Here is a 19,262-nt window from a genome sequence, read left to right as displayed (position 1 = left end):
GGTGCTCCTTCAGACCTTGACGATGCAGCCGTCAACCGGGCAGACCGACACGCACTGGGGCGCGTCGTACTGGCCTTCGCATTCGGTGCACAGGTCAGGGTTGATCTTGAAAACGCCACCCTTTTCGCTGATGGCGACGTTGGGGCACTCGGGCTCGCAAGCCGAGCAGCCGGTGCAGGTAGAGGCAATGATCTTGAGGGCCATGATGTTCTCCTTCGCAAACAAGTGGGGGTCAGGCAGCCGCTTCCGCGGTAAACGCACCCTGGCGAATGACGGCATCGCCACGCGCCTGGTGGGTGATCTCTCCGCTCGCCACGCGCGAGCAATAGTCGGCAAACCAGCTCAGGGCCGCCTTTTCGATGAACTCGTGGGCATAGGCGTCCACCGGCTCGATGCCCGCAGCCTTGAGCTCGTCACGCGGGCAGGCACCGATCTTCGACACCAGCACGGCATGGCAGTCGTTGATGGCGTTCACGATGGACGGCAGTTGCTCGTCTTCACCGAAGCCACCCTGGCAGTACAGGTCGACGCGGCGGTGTCCGACGAACAAGGCTTCCTTGGCGGACACCTCGAAGATCTGGAATTCGGTGGCGTGGCCAAAGTGCTGGTTGACGCGACCGCCGCCTTCCGTGGCCACAGCCACCAGGACCTTGATGTCGCCCACGGCACCGTCGGCATCGGTCTGGGCCGACAGGGCTTCCTGCTTGGCAGCCTGCTGCGCTTGGCGCTCCACCTCGACCTTGTCCTGGTACTGACGACGCTTGTCCAGGTCGTAGACCACTTCCATTTCCTCGATCTTGTCGAGCGTGAACTCATCGCTGCGGTCTTCACCCAGCAGGCCGACCGCATCGGCACGGCACTGACGGCAGTGACGCATCAGGTTTGCCCCACCGGCACAGGCATCCTGCACGACCTTCAATTCCTGCGCAGTCGGGCCGCGCTGGCCATTGAGGCCGAAGTAGGTGCCGTGCTCGGCTTCCGAAATCAGCGGCATGATGTTGTGCAGGAAGGCCCCGCGCTTCTTCACTTCGCGGTTCACCTCGATCAGGTGCTCGTCGTTGATACCGGGAATCAGCACCGAGTTGATCTTGGTGAGCACACCGCGGGCGGTCAGCATCTCGAGGCCCAGCATCTGACGCTCATGCAGGATCTTGGCGGCTTCGTAGCCGGTGACACGCTTGTGGTCCCAGAAGATCCACGGGTAGATCTTCTCGCCCACAGCCGGGTCCACCATGTTGATGGTGATCGTGACGTGGTCGATGTTGTACTTGACGATCTCGTCGACCTGATCAGGCAGCGCCAGACCATTGGTCGACAGACACAGCTTGATGTCCGGCGCCTGCTCATGAAGCATGCGCATGGTGTCAAAGGTCTTCTTTGGGTTGGCCAGTGAATCGCCAGGGCCGGCAATGCCCAGCACGGTCATCTGCGGAATCTCGCTGGCCACGGCCAGCACCTTCTTGACGGCCTGTTCGGGCGTCAGCTTTTGCGAGACCACACCAGGGCGTGACTCGTTCGAGCAGTCGTACTTGCGATTGCAGTAGTTGCACTGGATGTTGCAAGCCGGCGCCACAGCCACGTGCATGCGGGCATAGTGGTGGTGGGCCTCTTCGGAGTAACAGGGATGGTTCTTCACCTTTTCCCAGATCTCCGGGGGCATGTCGTCAGGGCCACCCGACGAGCCGCAGCTCGATTTCCCCGAGCCACCGCTGGTGCCACAACCGCTGTGCGATTCGGGCTCTGGTGCGGCGCCCAAGGGGCGGATCTGACCGATACCAATGTAGGCCTTTGATGCAAGTGATGATGCGTCCATGAAGTTCCCCTGGTCATGGGCGAGCCGCCCGACTGAGAGGGCCTTTGCCAGTTCCGTGCCACCCTTAAAACCATTTCAAATCAATCACTTAGACATTCCATAGCGTTTCACTTGGGTGAGGCTTGGCAGGTTTGGCACACGTCTGTCGACGTCGTGCTGTCGGTTCTCTGACAAAGCTGACAGCGTCTGGACCCGACATGGAAGCCGCTCAGAGGGAAACACGCATGGCATGGCTTTTGCCCCTCAGGGTGTTCAGCACATCTGCGTGCCCCTACCCGACTGGAGGCCTGTCATGAACACAATGCTGCCCACAGAGGTTCTCCAAGCCATGCTGGCTGACGAGATCGCCGACGTGGCGCGCCTGCTGCAGGAATACGCCGCAGACGACAGTCCTACCACCCGCATGCTGATTGCGCGCATTGCCGAATGCAGCATGGGCCCCAACCACCTCTGGCAGGACCTGGGGCTGACAGACCGGGCCGAACTCAACACCCTGATGCAGCGCCACTTTCCAGCACTGAAGGCACGCAACAGCCAGAACATGCGCTGGAAGAAGTTCCTCTACCGCGAGATCTGCGAACGGGCGCAGGTGCTCATCTGCAAGTCACCTCATTGCGAGTCTTGCGAGGAAGTGTCCGTGTGCTTTGCACCGGAAGTCTGAGACGCGCCTCTACCCTGCCAGACCATGAAAAAGGGCACCAGTCGGTGCCCTCTTGGTGTCGCTGAGAGGCCCTCAGAACTTGCGGACCTCGATGTCGTACTTCTGCAGGGCATAGCCCATCTGCCGGGGTGTGATGTTGAGCAAGCGGGCTGCTTTGGCCTGCACCCAACCGCACTTTTCCATGGCCCAGATGAGGCGCTCACGCTCGCCTTCCGGTTTGTCCGACGGCGCGGAGGCGACCGCGCTGCGAGGTGCCTCGGCCACGGCGACATCCGAGCCATGCCCGTACGATTCTTCAGCCTCACTGGAGCGCATCGGCACTTCGGTCACCGGGATGTTGACCGGGCGACCTGGTCGAACCGCATCTTCACGCTCCACATGGTGCAGCACCTGCGTCAGGCAGCGGTTCTCGTGGCAGGGGAAGCTGAGGTCCGTCAACTCGTTGTTGGCCGCCATGGTGGCCGTGCGCTCCACACAGTTTTCCAACTCACGCACATTGCCAGGCCAATAGCAACTTGACAGTACCTTCATCGCCTTGGGCGTGGCCTTCACTTTCCGTCCGTTTTCCTTGTTGAATCGCGACAGGAAGTGTTCGACCATCAGTGGGATGTCTTCCCTGCGTTCGCGCAATGGCGGCAGGAACACACTCACCACATTGATGCGGTAATACAAATCAGCACGGAACTCACCCGCCGCCACCATCTTTTCCAGGTTGCGGTTGGTCGCCAGCACCAGACGCACGTCGACCCGAATCGGGGTGGAGCCCCCCACCCGCTCAAACTCACGTTCTTGCAGCACACGCAGCAGCTTCGCCTGGAACGAGGCCGAGATATCGCCAATTTCATCGAGGAACAGCGTGCCGCCATGCGCCATCTCGAAGCGCCCCTTGCGCACCCCCATGGCCCCGGTGAACGCGCCTTTCTCGTGCCCGAACAGTTCCGACTCAAGCAGCGACTCCGTGAGCGCCGCGCAGTTGACCCGGATGAATGGGTGGTCCTTGCGTGGTGACAGGTTGTGAACAGCCCGCGCGATCACTTCCTTGCCGGTGCCACTTTCGCCACGCAACAGCACGGTGGTGCGTGCCGGCGCCACCTGATGCACCTCGCCAAACACCTGCTGCATGCGCGAGGAGCGGCCGATCACCGTGTCCAACTGGTAAACAGGCTTGAGGGCCTTGGCCAGACGGCGGGATTCGTCAGTGAAGCGCTCGTGCTCGGCAGCCACACTGCGATGCAACAACAGGTTCTGCCCCAGCAAGGTGGCCACCATGGCGAGCAAGCGGGCATCCTCATCAAACAAGGCGTGCTCTTCATTGACGATGCGGTCCATGCTGAGCACGCCCAGTGTTCGTCGATCAGCCTTGATGGGGGCTGCGATGTAGCCAATCTGCTCGGCAGGCGTCTGCTCCAGCCCGCCGGTACGGTTCAGAAAGAGCGGTTCATCGGCAATATTCGGAACCACCATCTGCATGCCGGAGGCATACACCCGACCGACAATCCCTTCCCCTACTGCGAACTCCAGCCGTTGCGCCTCGTCGCGGGAGTAACCCACTGCGCACTGTCCCACCAGGTGGCCCTCATCGGACATCAGCAACACGGCACTGCGTCGCCAGCCCATCATGGACACCAATACATTCAGTGCCTCTCTGAAGGTCTTATGGATGTCCAGGGACGAGCCCAGGATCTTGCTGATTTGATAGATCGTCATCAGCTCGATGCTTGCCCGCTCGTGGTGCGCTCTAGCCATAGGAACACCTCCTCGCTGTGCGGCCTCCGCCATGCACTCACCGACTTGGTTCAGCTTGTGACTGAATGTCGTGCACGCACGCCCTTTGCGGAGTCCTTCACATCAACATCTGCAAAAACCACACCTGACATCCGGTCAATTTCCAGCCGCACCCGCACACTTGATCTTGATCAATGTGACTATTTTTGCTGTCACATTTGATTCACAGAAAGGTAAGGACTACGTCACACGACACCTCTATCGTCGCCTCCGATTGATTTACCCCATACCGGAGCTGTTCCCATGTCACGTACCCCCGACCTGTCCCGTCGCAATCTGGTGAAGCTGCTTGGCGGCATGCCACTGTTCCCCCTCGCAGCAGGCGCCTCTACGGCCATGCTGACTGCCTGCGGTGGCGGCGGCAGCAGCAACGACTCCAGCACAAGCGCCAAAATCTCGTCCGTGAGCTTCACCGGCATGGCCGCACCCACCCTGGCCAACCCCGAAAACATTGCCACCACCACAGTTGACTCGAGCATGGTGGTCACTTACAGCGACAACACCACCAAGACGTACGATCTGGGCTACAAGACCTTCTTCATCACGGGCGAGCAGGTCTCCGACGGCAAGGGCGGAACCGTGATCGCTGGCGGCTACTACAACATCGACAACGAGCCGATCTACGACACCTCCGTTGCCCTTGCCACCCGTCAGTTCTTCTCCGATTGCCCGGACGGCAGCACCTTGCTGACTGTCAGCAACCCGACCGTGACCGGCGTCACCGGCAACACCGTGTTTGCCGTGGTGCAGTTCGAATACACCACCCGCAACCAGGCACTGACCTCGATGTACGGTCTGCTGCCCTCGCCCATTGCCGTGCTCACCTTGGACCAAAACAAGACCACCGGCGAGCTGAGCCTGGTCAAGTACCACAATGTCGACACTTCCGGTGTCAAGGGCCTGTGGATCACCTGCGGCGCCAGCCTGTCGCCCTGGGGCACCCACCTGTCTTCTGAAGAATATGAGCCAGATGCGTTCGATCAGGGTGCCCTGGGTCAACCACTGTCCACCCTGCGTGGTTTCAGCACCAACCTGTTTGGCGACAGCAGCACCGCCAACCCTTATCACTACGGCCACCTGCCTGAGGTGACCGTGAACCCCGACGGTACCGGCACCATCAAAAAACACTACTGCATGGGCCGCATTTCGCATGAACTGATCCAGGTCATGCCCGACAACCGCACCGCGCTGATGGGTGACGATGCCACCAACGGCGGCCTGTTCATGTTCGTGGCCGACACCGCCAAGGACCTGTCTGCCGGCACGCTGTATGTGGCCAAGTACACCACCGAGCTGAACGACACCTCAACCGGCTCCATCAGCTGGATCAAGCTGGGCTCGGCCACCAGCGACGAAATCAAGGCCCTGGTCGATGGCGGCATCGTTTGCACGGACATCATGAACTCGGTGACCACCGACCCCAGCGACAGCAGCTACACCAAGGTTGTGCTGAACAAGACCAACGTGTGGGTCCGCGCCATCTCGGGCAAGGAAAAGGCTGCAGCCTTCCTGGAAACCCACCGCTACGCTGCCATGAAGGGCGGCAGCCTGGCCTTCACCAAGATGGAAGGCACCACCGTCAACATCGCCGACAAGAAGGCCTACTCGGCCATCTCCGCCATCAAGGACTCGATGGTCACCGGCAAGAGCAGCAACGTTTCGTCACTGAACGTCAACTTTGCCACCGCCATCAACGCCGGTGGCGTGCTGGAGCACACCATGGCCGGCGGCCAGGTGGACTCCGACGGCCACGCCATCAACAGCGAATGGGTGCCTACCAGCTCAAAGTTCATCCTGTTGGGCCAAGACATCAGCTCGGACAGCCTGGGTAACACAGCTAACCCTGACAAGATTGCCAACCCCGACAACCTGAAGTTCTCGGAAAAGCTGCGCACCCTGTTCATCGGCGAAGACAGCGGCATGCACGTCAACAACTTCCTGTGGGCCTACAACGTGGACACGAAGACACTGACCCGCATCCTGTCGTGCCCGACCGGTGCTGAATCGACCGGCCTGCACATGTCTGACGACATCAATGGCTTCGCCTACGTGCTGAGCAACTTCCAGCACCCCGGCGACTGGGAGTCTATCCACAGCATCGTCAAGGCTAATACCACGGTGGTCGCCACCATCAACGAAAACTATGAAAACCGCTTCGGCGCTGCCGTGGGCTACCTGACCGGTCTGCCCGTCAGCACCTCGCTGTCAGCCACCTGATCTCTCCTGAGAGACGTTCTCTCCGCAAACAAGAGGACGGGATTCACTGCCGCAAGGCAGCATCCTTTGACAGCCTCCGAGGCCCTGCTTCGGAGGCTTTTTTGCTTCCTCACGTACCCCCCAACAAAACAAAAAGCCACCTGCTTGCGCAGGTGGCTTTGAAAGTTTGGTGGGCCCTGAGTGACTCGAACACTCGACCAACGGATTAAGAGTCCGCTGCTCTACCAACTGAGCTAAGAGCCCGCTCATTTTTTCGCCTTGCTTTTCAGCTTGGCTGCAGCGCTTGGGTACGCTGCGAAGACTTGAATTATATACCGATTTTTTTCGGCTACGCAAGCAAGTCTTGCAATTTTTTCATCAGCTAGCCGCAACACTGTGTGGCTGGTGGGTCGGGCGAGACTCGAACTCGCGACCAACGGATTAAAAGTCCGCTGCTCTACCGACTGAGCTACCGACCCGGCAGATGAGCCTTAAATTATATGCTGCTTTTTACGTCTTGATCAAGGTGTTGATCACTTCCGCTGCAGCAACCAGTCCAAATGTGGCGGTGACCGTCACGCTGGAGCCATACCCGTGGCAATTCAGCGACCCATCGTTACCGCTGGTGTCACAGGTGGCATCCTGGGGCGGACGCACGGCTTCGCGAGAAAACACACAGTGCACACCGATGCGCCCTTTGCGGGCCGCACCGTGGCGTTGACGCAACCGTTGCCGCACATTCGACAGCAAAGGGTCATGCGTCACCTCGACCAGATCGGCTGTTTCCACCAGTTCGGGGCGGCTTTTGCCGCCGGCGGCCCCCACCATCACCACAGGCACACCATGCTGCATGGCCCATGCAGCCAAGGCCGCCTTGGCCCGCACCTGGTCGCAACAGTCGATGACCGCATCAACCGGGTTGGCCTGCAGCAAATCCGCCACATTCTGCTCATCGACGAACTCATCCACATCGTGCACCAGGCAACCAGGATGGATGTCAGCGATGCGCTCCTTCATGGCCAGCACTTTGGCCTGACCCAAGGTGCGCTCCAGCGCATGCACTTGCCGGTTGATGTTCGACTCGGCCACGTGGTCCAGATCAACCAGCGTGAGTTCAGCCACGCCACTGCGAGCCAGGGCCTCGGCAGCCCACGAACCGACGCCACCAATGCCGACCACCACCACGCGGGCTGCCCGCAAGCGCGCATAAGCCGCCTCGCCGTACAGCCGACGCAGACCGCCAAACCGGCGCTCCAGATCGGCGTCCGTGTGGCAGGACGCCTGACTCACCGTGGATGCCGTCACCCGCTCAGTCCTTGCGCGACTTGCCAGCTGCAGTCCCGCTGCCCAGCGTGGTCAAGCGGTCTTTGGCCGCCTGGGCTGCTTCGCTCTTGGGATACTGCTTGACCAGGTCTTCCAGCGTCTTGCGAGACCCCTTGGTGTCTTTCAGTTCGGTCTGGCAACTCGAAATCGAGAGCATGGCCTCAGGCGCGTGCACCTGGTCAGGCGTGCGCGCCAGCAAGGCACGGAATGTGGTCATCGCGTCCTTGTAGTTGCGTTGACCATATTGCGCATTGCCCAGCCAGTACAGGCCCGAGTCGTAATAGCCCGATGTAGGAAAGCGCTTGAGGAAGGTCTGAAGGGCAGCAGCACTGCCATCGAAGTCAGCCTGACGCAGCTTGGTCAGCGCGTCTTCGAACTGCTTTTTCTCGTCGGGCTCGGCCTGGAAAGTCTTGCCATCGACTGTCACAGTCTGGGGCTCCAGCTTGCGCACGCGGTCATCGACGCTTTGCTGCAGATCCTTCTGGCGACGTTGCAGATCAGACAAATCACGTCCGAGCACTTCGTTGTCACCACGCTGAGAGGCGAGGTCCTGACGCAACTGCTCGATACGGGCATTCATATCGAGCAGGCCGCTCTTGAGTTGCTCGATCTGAGACTCAAGGGCCTTGAATTGTTCCTGGTCGCGCGTGCGTTGCTCGCGCAACTCCAGGATGGCACGGCGGGCCTCATCATCGTCGAAGATACCTGCCTGCGCCTGCATCACACCGCCCAGGGCGGCAATCGCGACCACCCAGGGGCGCACCCGACCCAACATCAGCTTGGCACTCATCCGGGTAGTCCTTTCTCAACAGTCAGTGGGTCACTGAGCCTTCAGCTCGACGCGGCGGTTCTTGGCCCAGGCTTCTTCGGTGTGGCCTGCATCAGCAGGACGCTCCTTGCCATAGCTCACGGCTTCGAGCTGCTCGCCCTTGACGCCCAGCAGGGTCAGCGACTTCAGCACCGCTTCAGCACGCTTTTGGCCCAGGGCCAGGTTGTACTCGCGGCCACCACGTTCGTCGGTATGCCCTTCGAGCATCATCTTCTTGGCAGGCGACTTCGTCAGGATCTTGGCATTGGTTTCCACCACAGGGCGGAACTCGTCCTTCACGACATAGCTGTCGAAGTCGAAATACACCACGCGGGCCACATTGGCGTTGGCATCTGCACCAGCACTTTGATCAACCACCACCGGGGCCACAGCCGAGGCCGAGCCCGTGGAACCAGAGCCGCTCTTGGATGCAGCGCTGTTGTCCACGATCGGTGCGGGCTGATCCAGCTTCACGGACGATGCACAACCAGCCAGCAGCACGGCAGCACTGGCAAAACTCAACAAGAGGTAGCGGGAAGCCTTCATTTCAATTTCTCCTATATCAACATACAGACAAGCAAACGGCGTCAGGCAGTCAGCGCTTGGCACCAAACATATCGGGGCCCCAGACGGGCTCACGTACATCGGCCAAGGGCGTGCTGAGGGTGGCCTTGATGCGACCATCCAGCGAGGTGGTCATGAGCACGTCACGGCCTTGGGCGCGTGTGGCGTAGATGATGGTCTTGCCATTCGGGGCAAAACTCGGGCTCTCGTCATCACGGGTATCGGTCAGGGCCTTCACCTGGCCCGAGGCCAAGTCCATCACATGCACACGGAAAGCACCATTGACCTGCGCAATGAAGGTCATCGACTTGCCGTCCGGGCTGATGGCCGGGCTGATGTTGTAGGGGCCGTTGAAAGTCAGGCGCTGGGCGCTGCCACCACCCGCTGGCATGCGGTAAATCTGGGGTGTGCCGCCACGGTCGCTGACGAAGTACAAGCTGGCGCCGTCAGGCGAAAAAGTGGCTTCGGTATCAATGGCGCCGCTCTGGGTCAACCGACGTGCACCACTGCCATCCGCCCCGATCACATACAGTTGCGAGCCACCATCGCGGCTCAGCGTCACCACGAGTTGACGGCCATCAGGCGACCACGAGGGTGCGCTGTTGGTGCCCTTGAAACGGGCCACCGTGTAGCGACGCCCAGTGGTGAGCTCCTGCACCATGACCGAAGCCTTGCCGCCTTCGAACGACACATAGGCCAGCTTGCTGCCATCAGGCGACCAGGCCGGCGAAATGATGGGCTCCAAGCTGGTCAGGGCATCTCGCTCGCCCTTGCCGTCAGAGTCGGCCACCCACAGCACATAGCGCTTGCCGGTCTTGGCGACATAGGCGATGCGGGTGGCAAACGCCCCCTTGTCACCCGTGAGCTTTTCATAAATGTCGTCGGCGATGCGGTGTGCAGCCAGGCGCAGGTCGATGGCCGTCACCACCAGGCTCTGGATACCGAAATCGCGGTTCTTGACAGCATCCCAGATACGGTAACGGATGTCGTATCGACCATCAGCCAACTGCGTGATGGAGCCAGCCAGCAAGGCATCTGCACCTTTGCCACGCCAGTCGCTGAGGTTGGGGCGGGCCGCATCATCCATCCCGGCGGACGAGGCGTCCAGCACACGGAACAGGCCACAGCGGTTGAGGTCGTCCGAGACGATGGCCGAGACCGGTTGCGGAGCACGCTCTTCACCGCGGAACCGGGCAATGGCCACCGGAATACGGGTGGCACCCACGCCGGAGATTTCCACTCGGAACTGTGCGAGAGCCGGTGCAGCGAACAGCCCTGTAGCCGCCAGCGCACCACCAGACATCAGCCCCTTCAAGCAACTGCGGCGCGAAGCCAGCACAGGCGAAGAAGCTGTCTGTTTCAATAAAAGATCAGGCATTGTCTTGTTTGCCGTTGTGACACGGTCAAGGTTGCTATTGTGCCAATATTTACGAAGCAATGTCAGATCAGCACAATGTCATAGTGCTCTGGCGAGAAAGAAGGTTCCGCTTGAAGTGACACAGGCTTGCCGATGAACTCGATCAAACCGGCCAGGTGGTCGCTTTCTTCGTCCAGCATCATCTCGACCACGGCGGCGCTGGCCACCACCCGGAATTCCTTGGGATTGAACTGCCGAGCCTCACGCAAAATTTCGCGCAGGATGTCGTAGCAGACCGTGCGCGCCGTCTTGACCTGCCCCCTGCCTTCACAAGTCGGACAAGGCTGACACAGCATGTGGGCCAGCGATTCACGCGTACGCTTGCGGGTCATCTCGACCAGCCCCAGGGGAGAGAAACTGCTGACCGTCATCTTCGTGCGGTCGCGCCCCAGTTGCTTGCGCAACTCGGCCAGCACCTGCTCCCGGTGGTCTTCTCGCAGCATGTCGATGAAGTCCAGGATGATGATGCCCCCGAGATTGCGCAGCCGCAGCTGCCGCGCAATGGCCTGTGCCGCTTCCAGGTTGGTCTTGAAAATCGTGTCGTCGAAATTGCGCGCACCGACATAGCCACCGGTGTTGACGTCAAAGGTGGTGAGCGCTTCGGTCTGGTCCACGATGAGGTACCCGCCCGACTTCAGATCCACCCGACGCGCCAGGGCTTTCTCGATTTCCTGATCGATGTTGTAGAGGTCGAAAATGGGGCGCTCGCCCTTGTAGTGCTGCAGCTTGCCCACTGCCGAGGGGGTGAACTCCTGCCCGAAAGCGCGCATCGACTGGAATTGCACCAGCGAGTCAATGCGGATGCTCTGGGTCTGATCGGTGACCAGATCTCGCAGCACCCGCTGAGCGAGGTTCAGGTCCTGATACAACAGCGACCCCGGTGCCGCCTTGAGCGCCTGCTCGCGGATGGTTGCCCAGGTCTTGCGCAAGTAGGCGATATCGGCGGCAAGCTCTTCGTCAGATGCGTCTTCTGCGTTGGTCCGCAAGATGAAGCCCCCGGAACGGGTGCGCCCTTCCCGGTTATCGGCCTCGCCCAGCAATGTCAGCATGCGCTGGCGCAGTTGCTCGCGCAGTTCGGGCGAGCCAATCTTCTGCGAGATGCCAATGTGTTCGTCCTGCGGCAGGAACACCAGCAAGCGGCCTGCAATGCTGACCTGGGTAGACAGCCGAGCCCCCTTGGTCCCAATGGGGTCCTTGATGACTTGCACCATCAGGGTCTGGCCCTCATGCACCCGCTTCTCAATGGGCACAGGGGCTTCGCTGTGCCGGCGGTTGCTGCCGCCGTCTTCCGCATGCAGGTCTGCCACATGCAAAAAAGCGGCGCGCTCCAGCCCAATGTCGATGAAGGCCGACTGCATGCCTGGCAGGACACGAGAAACCTTGCCCGCATAGATGTTGCCGACCAGGCCGCGCTCCAGTGCGCGCTCGACGTGCAACTCCTGCACAGCGCCGTTTTCGACGATGGCGACGCGGGTCTCCTGGGGAGTCCAGTTGATCAGGATGTCGTGAGGAAAGGCCATACGCAAAGGTCCGGTGAGCTATTCGGTGGAAGCGACTCAGAACCGCCAGCCTAAAGGCTTGAGCAATTCCGCTGTTTCAAAGAGTGGCAAGCCCATGATGCCGCTGTAGCTGCCGTCCATGCGACGCGTCCACGCTGCGGCCTGGCTCTGGATGGCGTAGGCCCCGGCCTTGCCCATGGGTTCCCCGCTGGCCACGTAACGGGCGATTTCGTCGTCGTCCAGTGTCCGCCATTCAACATGCGAGGTGCTGACCAGAATACGCCCATCCACCACCACAGCGGTGAGCACCCGGTGGCTGCGTCCCGACAGGCGGGTCAGCATGCGTGCGGCATCAGCGGCATCTTGCGGCTTGCCCAGGATGTCGTCATCGACGGCCACCGTGGTGTCAGCACACAGCACCGGCGCCAGCGTGTGGCCCGATGTGGCGCGCCAGCGATCCAGCCTGGCGCGGGCAGCCTCCCACTTGGCCAGCGTCACGCGCTGCACGTAGTCTTCCGGCTTTTCACCTGCACGCTCGGTCTCCAGCGCCTCCGCATCTTCATGCGCTTCGGGCAGGAGCATCTCGTACCGCACGCCCAGTTGTGTCAACAGCTGACGGCGACGAGGGCTTTGTGATGCCAGGTAGATGAAGTGTTCTGAGTCGGGCTGGTGGGACATGGTCAGGAATCAGCAAACCGCGCCCCAGGCAACTCAGGCGCGGTGATAAGGGTGATTGTGTAACAGCGACCAGGCGCGGTAGAGCTGCTCCAGCAGCATCACGCGCGCCATGGCATGCGGCAAGGTCAGGTCAGACAGACGCATGGTCTCATCGGCCGTCTGCTTGAGCGCCGGATCAATGCCATCTGCGCCGCCAATGATGAAGGCCACGTCCCGGCCATCGTGCATCCACGCCTCGGCGCGTCGCGACAACTCCACACTGGTCAGGCGGGTGCCACGCTCATCCAGGATGATGCGTCGCACACCACGGTCCAGGGCAGACTCGATGCGGTTGGCCTCTGCCTGCATGATGACAGGCACAGGCTTGCCTTCGCGAGGCTCGGCCTTGATGGCCTTGACCTCGACCTTCCAGTCAGGCGGAAAACGCTTGAGGTAATCCTCACAGGCCGTGTCGGCCCAGGCCGGCTGACGCTGGCCCACCGCCACCACGGTCAGTTTCATGAGGCCTTGCGGGCAGTCTTCTTGGCCGCAACCTTCTTCACTGCGACAGGCTTCCTGGCAGGTGCCTTCTTGGCAGCCACTTTCTTGGCGGCCACCTTCTTGACTGGCTTGTTGACCACCACAGTCTCGGCCACAGGGGCCTTGGCGGTCTTGCGCGCAGCCACCTTCTTGGCGGCTGCCTTCTTGGCCACGACAGTCTTGGGCGCCGCTTTCTTGGCGGGCGCTTTCTTCGCGGCAGCCTGACGGGTGGTCGGTGCCGTGGTTGCTGCCTTCTGTGCAGCGGTGGCCTTGCCAGACGCCTTGCGGGGCTTCACGGGCGCCTCTGCGTCCATGGGCTCGGAAGCCTTGACCAGGGAAGTCTTGGTGGACTTGAGCTTGATGGCCACCGGCTTCTCACCCCAGATCTCTTCGAGCTGGTAGTACTGGCGGATGGCCGGCTGCATCACGTGCACGACAGCAGCGCCGCAGTCCACGATGATCCATTCACTGTTGTCTTCGCCTTCGGTGCGCATCACCTGGAAACCGGCGCCCTTCACGGCCTCGCGCACGCTCGACGCCAGTGCCTTGGTCTGGCGGTTGGAGTTACCCGTGGCAATGATCACCCGCTCGAACAAGGGCGACAGGTGTTCGGTGTTGAAGACACGGATATCTTGTGCCTTGACGTCTTCCAGGCCATCGACGATGGCGCGTTGCAGTTTACGAATGTCCATTCAGCGGTGGCTCGGGGCGTAGAGTTGATGGTTGGCAATATAGCGCGCCACAGGCTCGGGGACCAGTGCAGGCGCCAGGGAGGCGGGATACTCACCTCGCGCCAGTCGGGCGCGGATGTCAGTTGAAGAAACCGGCATGGGGGGCAAGGGCAGCATCACCACATCGTGAGGCTGGGCTGCCAATGCGTCACCAGGGCGCGGTGGCTCGCCAGCACGACCTGCCACAGCCAGCGTGACGCGCTGCAGCAATTCCTGCCAGCCATGCCAGGTGTGGAAATTGGCGTACTGATCCTGTCCGATGATGAGAAACCAATGGCCCGGATCCGGCTCAGCACTGCCTTGCAGGGCCCGCACGGTGTCGAGAGTGTACGACGGGCCCGATCGGTTCACTTCGATGGGGTCCACCACAAACCGGGGTTCGTGAGCCGTGGCCGCTTCAACCATGGCCAGGCGGTCTGCCGCCGAAGCCAGCTGGCGTGATTTCTGCCAGGGGTGGCCGACGGGTATCCAGCGAACCTCGTCCAGGTGCAATTGCGCGAGAGCCAGCGCTGCGAGGTTCACGTGCGCCTGGTGGACGGGATCGAAGCTGCCGCCCATCAAACCGACTCGACGCGGGGCAACCGACTGGGCGAAATCAGACCCAGTCACGCGGAGGCAGGAAGTCGGTGTACAGACGGGCCTCGGGCGTGCCGGGCTCGGGGTGCCAGTCGTAACGCCACTTCACAAGGGGTGGCATCGACATCAGGATGCTCTCGGTACGACCACCAGATTGCAGCCCAAACAGGGTACCGCGGTCCCACACCAGATTGAACTCGACATAGCGCCCCCGGCGGAAAGCCTGGAAATCGCGCTCCGCCTCGCCATAAGGCGTATCGCGGCGGCGCTGCAGGATGGGCAGATAGGCTTCGGTGAAGGCGTCGCCGACCGAGCGGATCATGTCAAAGCCGCCATCGAAGCCCAGCTCGGTGAAGTCATCAAAGAAGATGCCACCCACACCGCGCGCCTCATTGCGATGCTTGAGGAAGAAGTACTCGTCGCACCAGGCCTTGAAGCGAGGATGCTTGTCGTCACCGAATGCAGCCAGCGATGCCTTGCATACCTGGTGGAAGTGGCGCGCATCCTCTTCGAACCCGTAGTAAGGCGTGAGGTCCATGCCACCGCCGAACCAGGCCACCAGGCTGCCATCAGGCTTGTGCGCAGCAAACATGCGCACGTTCATGTGCACGGTGGGCACATAAGGGTTGCGGGGGTGAAACACCAGCGACACGCCCATGGCTTCGAACGGGCACCCGGCCAGCTCAGGCCGGTGTTGCGTGGCCGAAGGCGGCATGGTGGCCCCCTTGACGTGCGAGAAATTGCACCCACCGCGTTCCAGCACATGGCCGTCCTCGACCAGGCGGGAGCAACCATCGCCCTGCAGCCTTTCACCCGGGTCACGGGTCCAGGCATCACGCAAGAAGGGTTTGCCGTCGGCCTGCTCGAAAGCAGACACGATGCGGTCCTGCAAATCGAGCAAGTAGGCGCGCACGGCGCCCGTTTGGAGGTCAGCCTGATTCATGGTCTGTGCTCAGCGGGGCTTGATGGCGCGCCAGCCAATGTCGGTGCGGAACTGCATGCCATCGAACTGGATGCCGCGCAGGTACTCGTAGGCACGATGCTGGGCGAGCTTGGCAGATTCACCCAAGGCCGTCACGCACAGCACCCGACCACCACTGGTGAGCACCTTGCCATCGACCATGGTGGTTCCAGCATGGAACACCACGGCATCTTCAGCCTCCACAGGCAGGCCGGTGATGACATCGCCCTTCTTCGGGTCGAGCGGATAGCCGCCAGCGGCCATGACCACGCCCAGCGCAAAGCGCCGGTCCCACTGCAGTTCGACCTGATCGAGCGTGCCGTCGGTGGCGTGCATGAACACGTCGATGAGGTCGCTCTTGAGTCGCATCATGATCGGCTGCGTCTCGGGGTCACCCATGCGGCAGTTGAATTCCAGCGTCTTGGGGTTGCCCTGAGCGTCGATCATCAGACCGGCATACAGGAAGCCCGTGAAGGGAATACCGTCCTTGGCCATGCCAGCCAGTGTCGGCAGGATGATGTCCTGCATCGCCTTGGCGTGCACATTGGGTGTCACCACCGGGGCGGGCGAATAGGCCCCCATGCCGCCCGTGTTCGGGCCGGCATCGGCATCCAGCAGGCGCTTGTGGTCCTGGCTAGTAGCCAGCGCCAGCACGTTCTTGCCATCGGCCAGCACGATGAAACTGGCTTCTTCGCCTTGCAGGAACTCTTCGATCACGATACGGGCGCCGCCCGCGTTGTGCTGCACGCCCAGCTTGTTGTCGAGCAGCATCCAGTCGATGGCCTCATGGGCCTCTTGCAGCGACATCGCCACGACCACGCCCTTGCCCGCCGCCAGGCCATCGGCCTTGATGACGATGGGGGCGCCATGGTGATCCACGTACGCGTGGGCGGCAGCAGCATCGGTGAAGGTCTCATAAAACGCCGTCGGGATGTGATGGCGCTTCATGAAGTCCTTGGCAAAGGCCTTGGAACTTTCAAGTTGCGCAGCAGCCTTGGTGGGGCCAAAGATGCGCAAGCCACGCGAACGGAATTCATCGACCACACCAGCCGCCAGCGGTGCTTCCGGGCCCACCACGGTCAGGGTGATCTTGTTGTCCTGAGCGAAGTCAGCCAGGGCCTTCACATCGGTGATGGCCACATTGTCCAGGCGGCTGTCGCGTGCGGTGCCGCCGTTACCAGGGGCCACGTACACTTTGCCCGCCTTGGGCGACTGGGCCAGTTTCCAGGCCAGGGCATGTTCACGGCCTCCCGAGCCGATGACGAGAATATTCATGGTGTGGTCAGGATCTCAGTCCAGTTCAGCGTTGTGATACACGTCCTGGACGTCGTCCAGGTCCTCGAGTACATCCAGCAACTTCTGCATGCGTGCAGCCTCATCCCCGGCCAGCGCCACGGTGTTTTCTGCACGCATGGTCACTTCGGCGATTTCCGGGTTCAAGCCAGCGCCTTCCAGCGCGGCCTTGACGGCCTCGAAGTCGGCGGGTGCGCTCAGCACCTCGATGGAGCCATCGTCATGGGTGACGACGTCTTCAGCGCCGGCTTCCAGGGCCACTTCCATGACCTTGTCCTCGCTCACGCCCGGCGCGAACAGGAACTGCCCGACGTGCTTGAACTGGAAAGCCACCGAACCTTCGGTGCCCAGGTTACCGCCATGTTTGCTGAAGGCATGACGCACATCGGCCACCGTGCGCACGCGGTTGTCCGTCATGCAGTCGACGATGATGGCTGCGCCACCGATGCCGTAGCCCTCATAGCGAATTTCTTCGTAGGTGACCCCATCGAGGTTGCCCGTGGCCTTGTCGATGTTGCGCTTGATGTTGTCGGCCGGCATGTTGGCCGCCTTGGCCTTGTCGATGGCCAGACGCAGACGCGGGTTCATCGCGATGTCACCGCCACCCTGACGGGCTGAGACGATGATTTCACGGGTGAGGCGGGTCCAGATCTTGCCGCGCTTTTCGTCCTGACGGCCCTTGCGGTGTTGAATATTGGCCCACTTGGAATGACCGGCCATGGCGTAGTGCTCCGGATGAATGTCTATGGATAACGACAGAGCGCGCGAAGACGACCTGCCATCGCGCGCTGAACAGATTGGACTCAGTCAAAGCTGAGTGATACTTGGATTTTACCTCGTCACCCGCAGTGGAGCCCTGTCATGGCCGACCCAATCCTGCTCGCCCGTCACGGCGATACCGAATGTCACCTGCTGCCCGCCCTGGCCAACCGCCACGGCCTGATCACCGGCGCCACCGGCACCGGCAAAACCATCTCGCTGCAGAAACTGGCTGAAAGCTTCTCCAAACTGGGTGTACCCGTGTTCCTGGCGGACATCAAGGGCGACCTGACCGGCATCTCGCAAGCGGGCACGGTGTCTCCGAAATTGGCCGGCATCCTTCAGGAACGGGGCATCGACACCCCCGAGCCGTTCACCTGCCCGACCACCCTGTGGGACGTCTTCGGCGAGCAGGGGCACCCTGTGCGCGCCACCATCTCCGACATGGGCCCGTTGCTGCTGGGCCGCATGCTGGCCCTGAACGACACCCAGCAGGGCGTGCTGCAACTGGTTTTCAAGATCGCAGACGACAATGGCCTGCTGCTGCTCGACCTGAAAGACCTGCGCGCCATGCTGCAGCATGTGGGCGACAACGCAAGCCAGTTCACCACCGAATACGGCAACATCAGTGCGGCCAGCGTGGGCGCCATCCAGCGTGGCTTGCTGCAGGTAGAAGAACAAGGCGGCGACAAGTTCTTTGGCGAGCCCATGCTCAACATTGGCGATTTCATGCAAACCGTCGATGGCAAGGGTGTCGTCAACATCCTGGCCGCCGACAAGCTGATGAATGCCCCCCGGCTGTACGCCACCTTCCTGCTGTGGATGCTGTCCGAGCTGTTTGAAACCCTGCCCGAGGTCGGTGACCTCGACAAGCCCAAACTGGTGTTCTTCTTCGATGAAGCCCACCTGCTGTTCAAGGATGCACCTGCCGCGCTGATCGAACGCATCGAGCTGGTGGTACGGCTGGTGCGATCCAAGGGGGTGGGCGTCTATTTCGTGACCCAGAACCCCCTGGACGTACCCGACACCGTGCTGGGTCAGCTGGGCAACCGTGTGCAACACGCCCTGCGCGCCTTCACCCCGCGCGACCAGAAAGCCGTCAAAAGCGCCGCAGAGACCATGCGCGCCAACCCGGGCCTGGACATCGCCACCGCCATCACCGAGCTGGCCGTGGGCGAGGCCCTCATCAGCCTGCTGGATGACAAGGGCCGCCCCGAGATCACCCAGCGGGTGTTCGTGCTGCCGCCTGGTAGCCAGATCGGGCCCATCACAGCTGCGCAGCGCCAGGGCTTGCTGAGCAGCTCGCTGGTAGCCGGTGTGTATGAGAAGACGGTTGACCGGGAATCAGCCTACGAGAAGCTCAAAGGCCGCGCAGCCAGCAGCCCCGCCAACACCGACGCAGCCCCCAAGGGTGAGCGCTCGATGAAAGACGAAGCAGCCGACGCCTTCCGGCGCGGCACGCCCGGTGGCGCCCAGGATGCGGCCGCAGGGTCAGCCGGTGGCTGGCTGGGCGACATGGCGGGCTCGGTTCTCAAAGGCAATGGCCGAAGCGACTCCATTCTGGAAACGGTCGCCAAATCTGCCGCACGCACCATTGGCTCGACGGTGGGCCGTGAAATCATCCGGGGCGTGCTGGGCTCCCTGCTGGGTGGCGGCAGCTCGCGCCGACGCTGAGCTGA

Annotated in this window: 18 protein-coding genes and 2 tRNA genes; 3 read left to right on the top strand and 17 right to left on the bottom strand. The window is 61.6% G+C overall.

The window, feature by feature from the left end; translation table 11 throughout:
* Positions 1 to 9 precede the first annotated feature (9 nt).
* Both ACE3PH_RS05965 and nifB read right to left on the bottom strand, forming a co-directional pair.
* Positions 10 to 204 (bottom strand): 4Fe-4S binding protein, encoded by a 195-nt coding sequence (locus ACE3PH_RS05965; RefSeq protein ID WP_374317079.1) that lies wholly within the window; start codon positions 202 to 204, stop codon positions 10 to 12.
* A gap of 28 nt (positions 205 to 232) precedes the next feature.
* Positions 233 to 1,813 (bottom strand): nitrogenase cofactor biosynthesis protein NifB, encoded by a 1,581-nt coding sequence (gene nifB, locus ACE3PH_RS05960; protein ID WP_374317078.1) that lies wholly within the window; start codon positions 1,811 to 1,813, stop codon positions 233 to 235.
* A gap of 292 nt (positions 1,814 to 2,105) precedes the next feature.
* Here nifB and ACE3PH_RS05955 point away from each other — a divergent pair, with 292 nt between their 5' ends.
* Positions 2,106 to 2,474 carry a nitrogen fixation protein NifQ gene (locus ACE3PH_RS05955; RefSeq protein ID WP_374317077.1) on the top strand — a complete coding sequence of 123 codons (369 nt, stop codon included), beginning with the start codon at positions 2,106 to 2,108 and terminating at the stop codon, positions 2,472 to 2,474.
* A gap of 72 nt (positions 2,475 to 2,546) precedes the next feature.
* Here the strand turns inward: ACE3PH_RS05955 and nifA are convergent, their stop codons facing one another.
* Complete coding sequence (gene nifA / locus ACE3PH_RS05950) at positions 2,547 to 4,220, bottom strand: nif-specific transcriptional activator NifA (protein ID WP_374317076.1); 1,674 nt, start codon at positions 4,218 to 4,220, stop codon at positions 2,547 to 2,549.
* A 282-nt stretch (positions 4,221 to 4,502) separates the two neighbouring features.
* Between nifA and ACE3PH_RS05945 the strand changes: the two genes are divergently transcribed.
* Complete coding sequence (locus ACE3PH_RS05945; protein WP_374317075.1) at positions 4,503 to 6,476, top strand: PhoX family phosphatase; 1,974 nt, start codon at positions 4,503 to 4,505, stop codon at positions 6,474 to 6,476.
* 167 nt (positions 6,477 to 6,643) lie between these two features.
* On the opposite strand, the gene ACE3PH_RS05940 is transcribed toward ACE3PH_RS05945, so the two are convergent.
* From ACE3PH_RS05940 to ACE3PH_RS05875, 14 genes are all read right to left on the bottom strand, one after another.
* Positions 6,644 to 6,719 (bottom strand) — tRNA-Lys (locus tag ACE3PH_RS05940).
* A gap of 139 nt (positions 6,720 to 6,858) precedes the next feature.
* A tRNA-Lys gene (locus tag ACE3PH_RS05935) sits at positions 6,859 to 6,934 on the bottom strand.
* Between the two features lie 31 nt (positions 6,935 to 6,965).
* Positions 6,966 to 7,760 (bottom strand): ThiF family adenylyltransferase, encoded by a 795-nt coding sequence (locus tag ACE3PH_RS05930; RefSeq protein WP_374317074.1) that lies wholly within the window; start codon positions 7,758 to 7,760, stop codon positions 6,966 to 6,968.
* Positions 7,761 to 7,764: 4 nt separating this feature from the next.
* Positions 7,765 to 8,568 carry a tol-pal system protein YbgF gene (gene ybgF / locus ACE3PH_RS05925; protein ID WP_374317073.1) on the bottom strand — a complete coding sequence of 268 codons (804 nt, stop codon included), beginning with the start codon at positions 8,566 to 8,568 and terminating at the stop codon, positions 7,765 to 7,767.
* 30 nt (positions 8,569 to 8,598) lie between these two features.
* Positions 8,599 to 9,132 (bottom strand): peptidoglycan-associated lipoprotein Pal, encoded by a 534-nt coding sequence (gene pal, locus ACE3PH_RS05920; RefSeq protein ID WP_374317072.1) that lies wholly within the window; start codon positions 9,130 to 9,132, stop codon positions 8,599 to 8,601.
* Between the two features lie 49 nt (positions 9,133 to 9,181).
* Positions 9,182 to 10,528 (bottom strand): Tol-Pal system beta propeller repeat protein TolB, encoded by a 1,347-nt coding sequence (tolB, locus tag ACE3PH_RS05915; RefSeq protein ID WP_374317071.1) that lies wholly within the window; start codon positions 10,526 to 10,528, stop codon positions 9,182 to 9,184.
* 62 nt (positions 10,529 to 10,590) lie between these two features.
* Complete coding sequence (gene rng / locus ACE3PH_RS05910) at positions 10,591 to 12,087, bottom strand: ribonuclease G (RefSeq protein WP_374317070.1); 1,497 nt, start codon at positions 12,085 to 12,087, stop codon at positions 10,591 to 10,593.
* A gap of 36 nt (positions 12,088 to 12,123) precedes the next feature.
* Complete coding sequence (locus tag ACE3PH_RS05905; protein ID WP_374317069.1) at positions 12,124 to 12,744, bottom strand: nucleoside triphosphate pyrophosphatase; 621 nt, start codon at positions 12,742 to 12,744, stop codon at positions 12,124 to 12,126.
* Between the two features lie 33 nt (positions 12,745 to 12,777).
* A complete protein-coding gene (rlmH, locus tag ACE3PH_RS05900) occupies positions 12,778 to 13,245 on the bottom strand; it encodes a 23S rRNA (pseudouridine(1915)-N(3))-methyltransferase RlmH (protein ID WP_374317068.1) in 468 nt (155 codons plus the stop codon).
* Positions 13,242 to 13,955 carry a ribosome silencing factor gene (gene rsfS / locus ACE3PH_RS05895; protein WP_374317067.1) on the bottom strand — a complete coding sequence of 238 codons (714 nt, stop codon included), beginning with the start codon at positions 13,953 to 13,955 and terminating at the stop codon, positions 13,242 to 13,244. Before rsfS ends, rlmH begins: the two co-directional genes overlap by 4 nt.
* Positions 13,956 to 14,603, bottom strand: coding sequence for a nicotinate-nucleotide adenylyltransferase (gene nadD, locus ACE3PH_RS05890; RefSeq protein WP_374317066.1), 648 nt, complete (start codon positions 14,601 to 14,603; stop codon positions 13,956 to 13,958).
* Positions 14,590 to 15,513, bottom strand: coding sequence for an oxygen-dependent coproporphyrinogen oxidase (gene hemF, locus ACE3PH_RS05885; protein WP_374317065.1), 924 nt, complete (start codon positions 15,511 to 15,513; stop codon positions 14,590 to 14,592). The genes nadD and hemF overlap by 14 nt, the downstream gene beginning before the upstream one ends.
* 9 nt (positions 15,514 to 15,522) lie before the next feature.
* Positions 15,523 to 16,806 (bottom strand): phosphoribosylamine--glycine ligase, encoded by a 1,284-nt coding sequence (gene purD, locus ACE3PH_RS05880; protein ID WP_374317064.1) that lies wholly within the window; start codon positions 16,804 to 16,806, stop codon positions 15,523 to 15,525.
* A gap of 15 nt (positions 16,807 to 16,821) precedes the next feature.
* A complete protein-coding gene (locus ACE3PH_RS05875) occupies positions 16,822 to 17,544 on the bottom strand; it encodes a YebC/PmpR family DNA-binding transcriptional regulator (RefSeq protein ID WP_374317063.1) in 723 nt (240 codons plus the stop codon).
* 141 nt (positions 17,545 to 17,685) lie between these two features.
* On the opposite strand from ACE3PH_RS05875, the gene ACE3PH_RS05870 reads away from it, so the two are divergent.
* Positions 17,686 to 19,257: a helicase HerA-like domain-containing protein gene (locus ACE3PH_RS05870; RefSeq protein ID WP_374317062.1), complete on the top strand. Its 1,572-nt coding sequence runs from the start codon at positions 17,686 to 17,688 to the stop codon at positions 19,255 to 19,257.
* Positions 19,258 to 19,262: the final 5 nt, after the last annotated feature.

The sequence above is a fragment of the Aquabacterium sp. genome (genome assembly GCF_041909175.1).
In the GTDB taxonomy this organism is placed as follows: domain Bacteria; phylum Pseudomonadota; class Gammaproteobacteria; order Burkholderiales; family Burkholderiaceae_C; genus Aquabacterium.
Note: the sequence above shows the minus strand (reverse complement) of the source record. Positions and strands in the feature narration are given on the sequence as shown.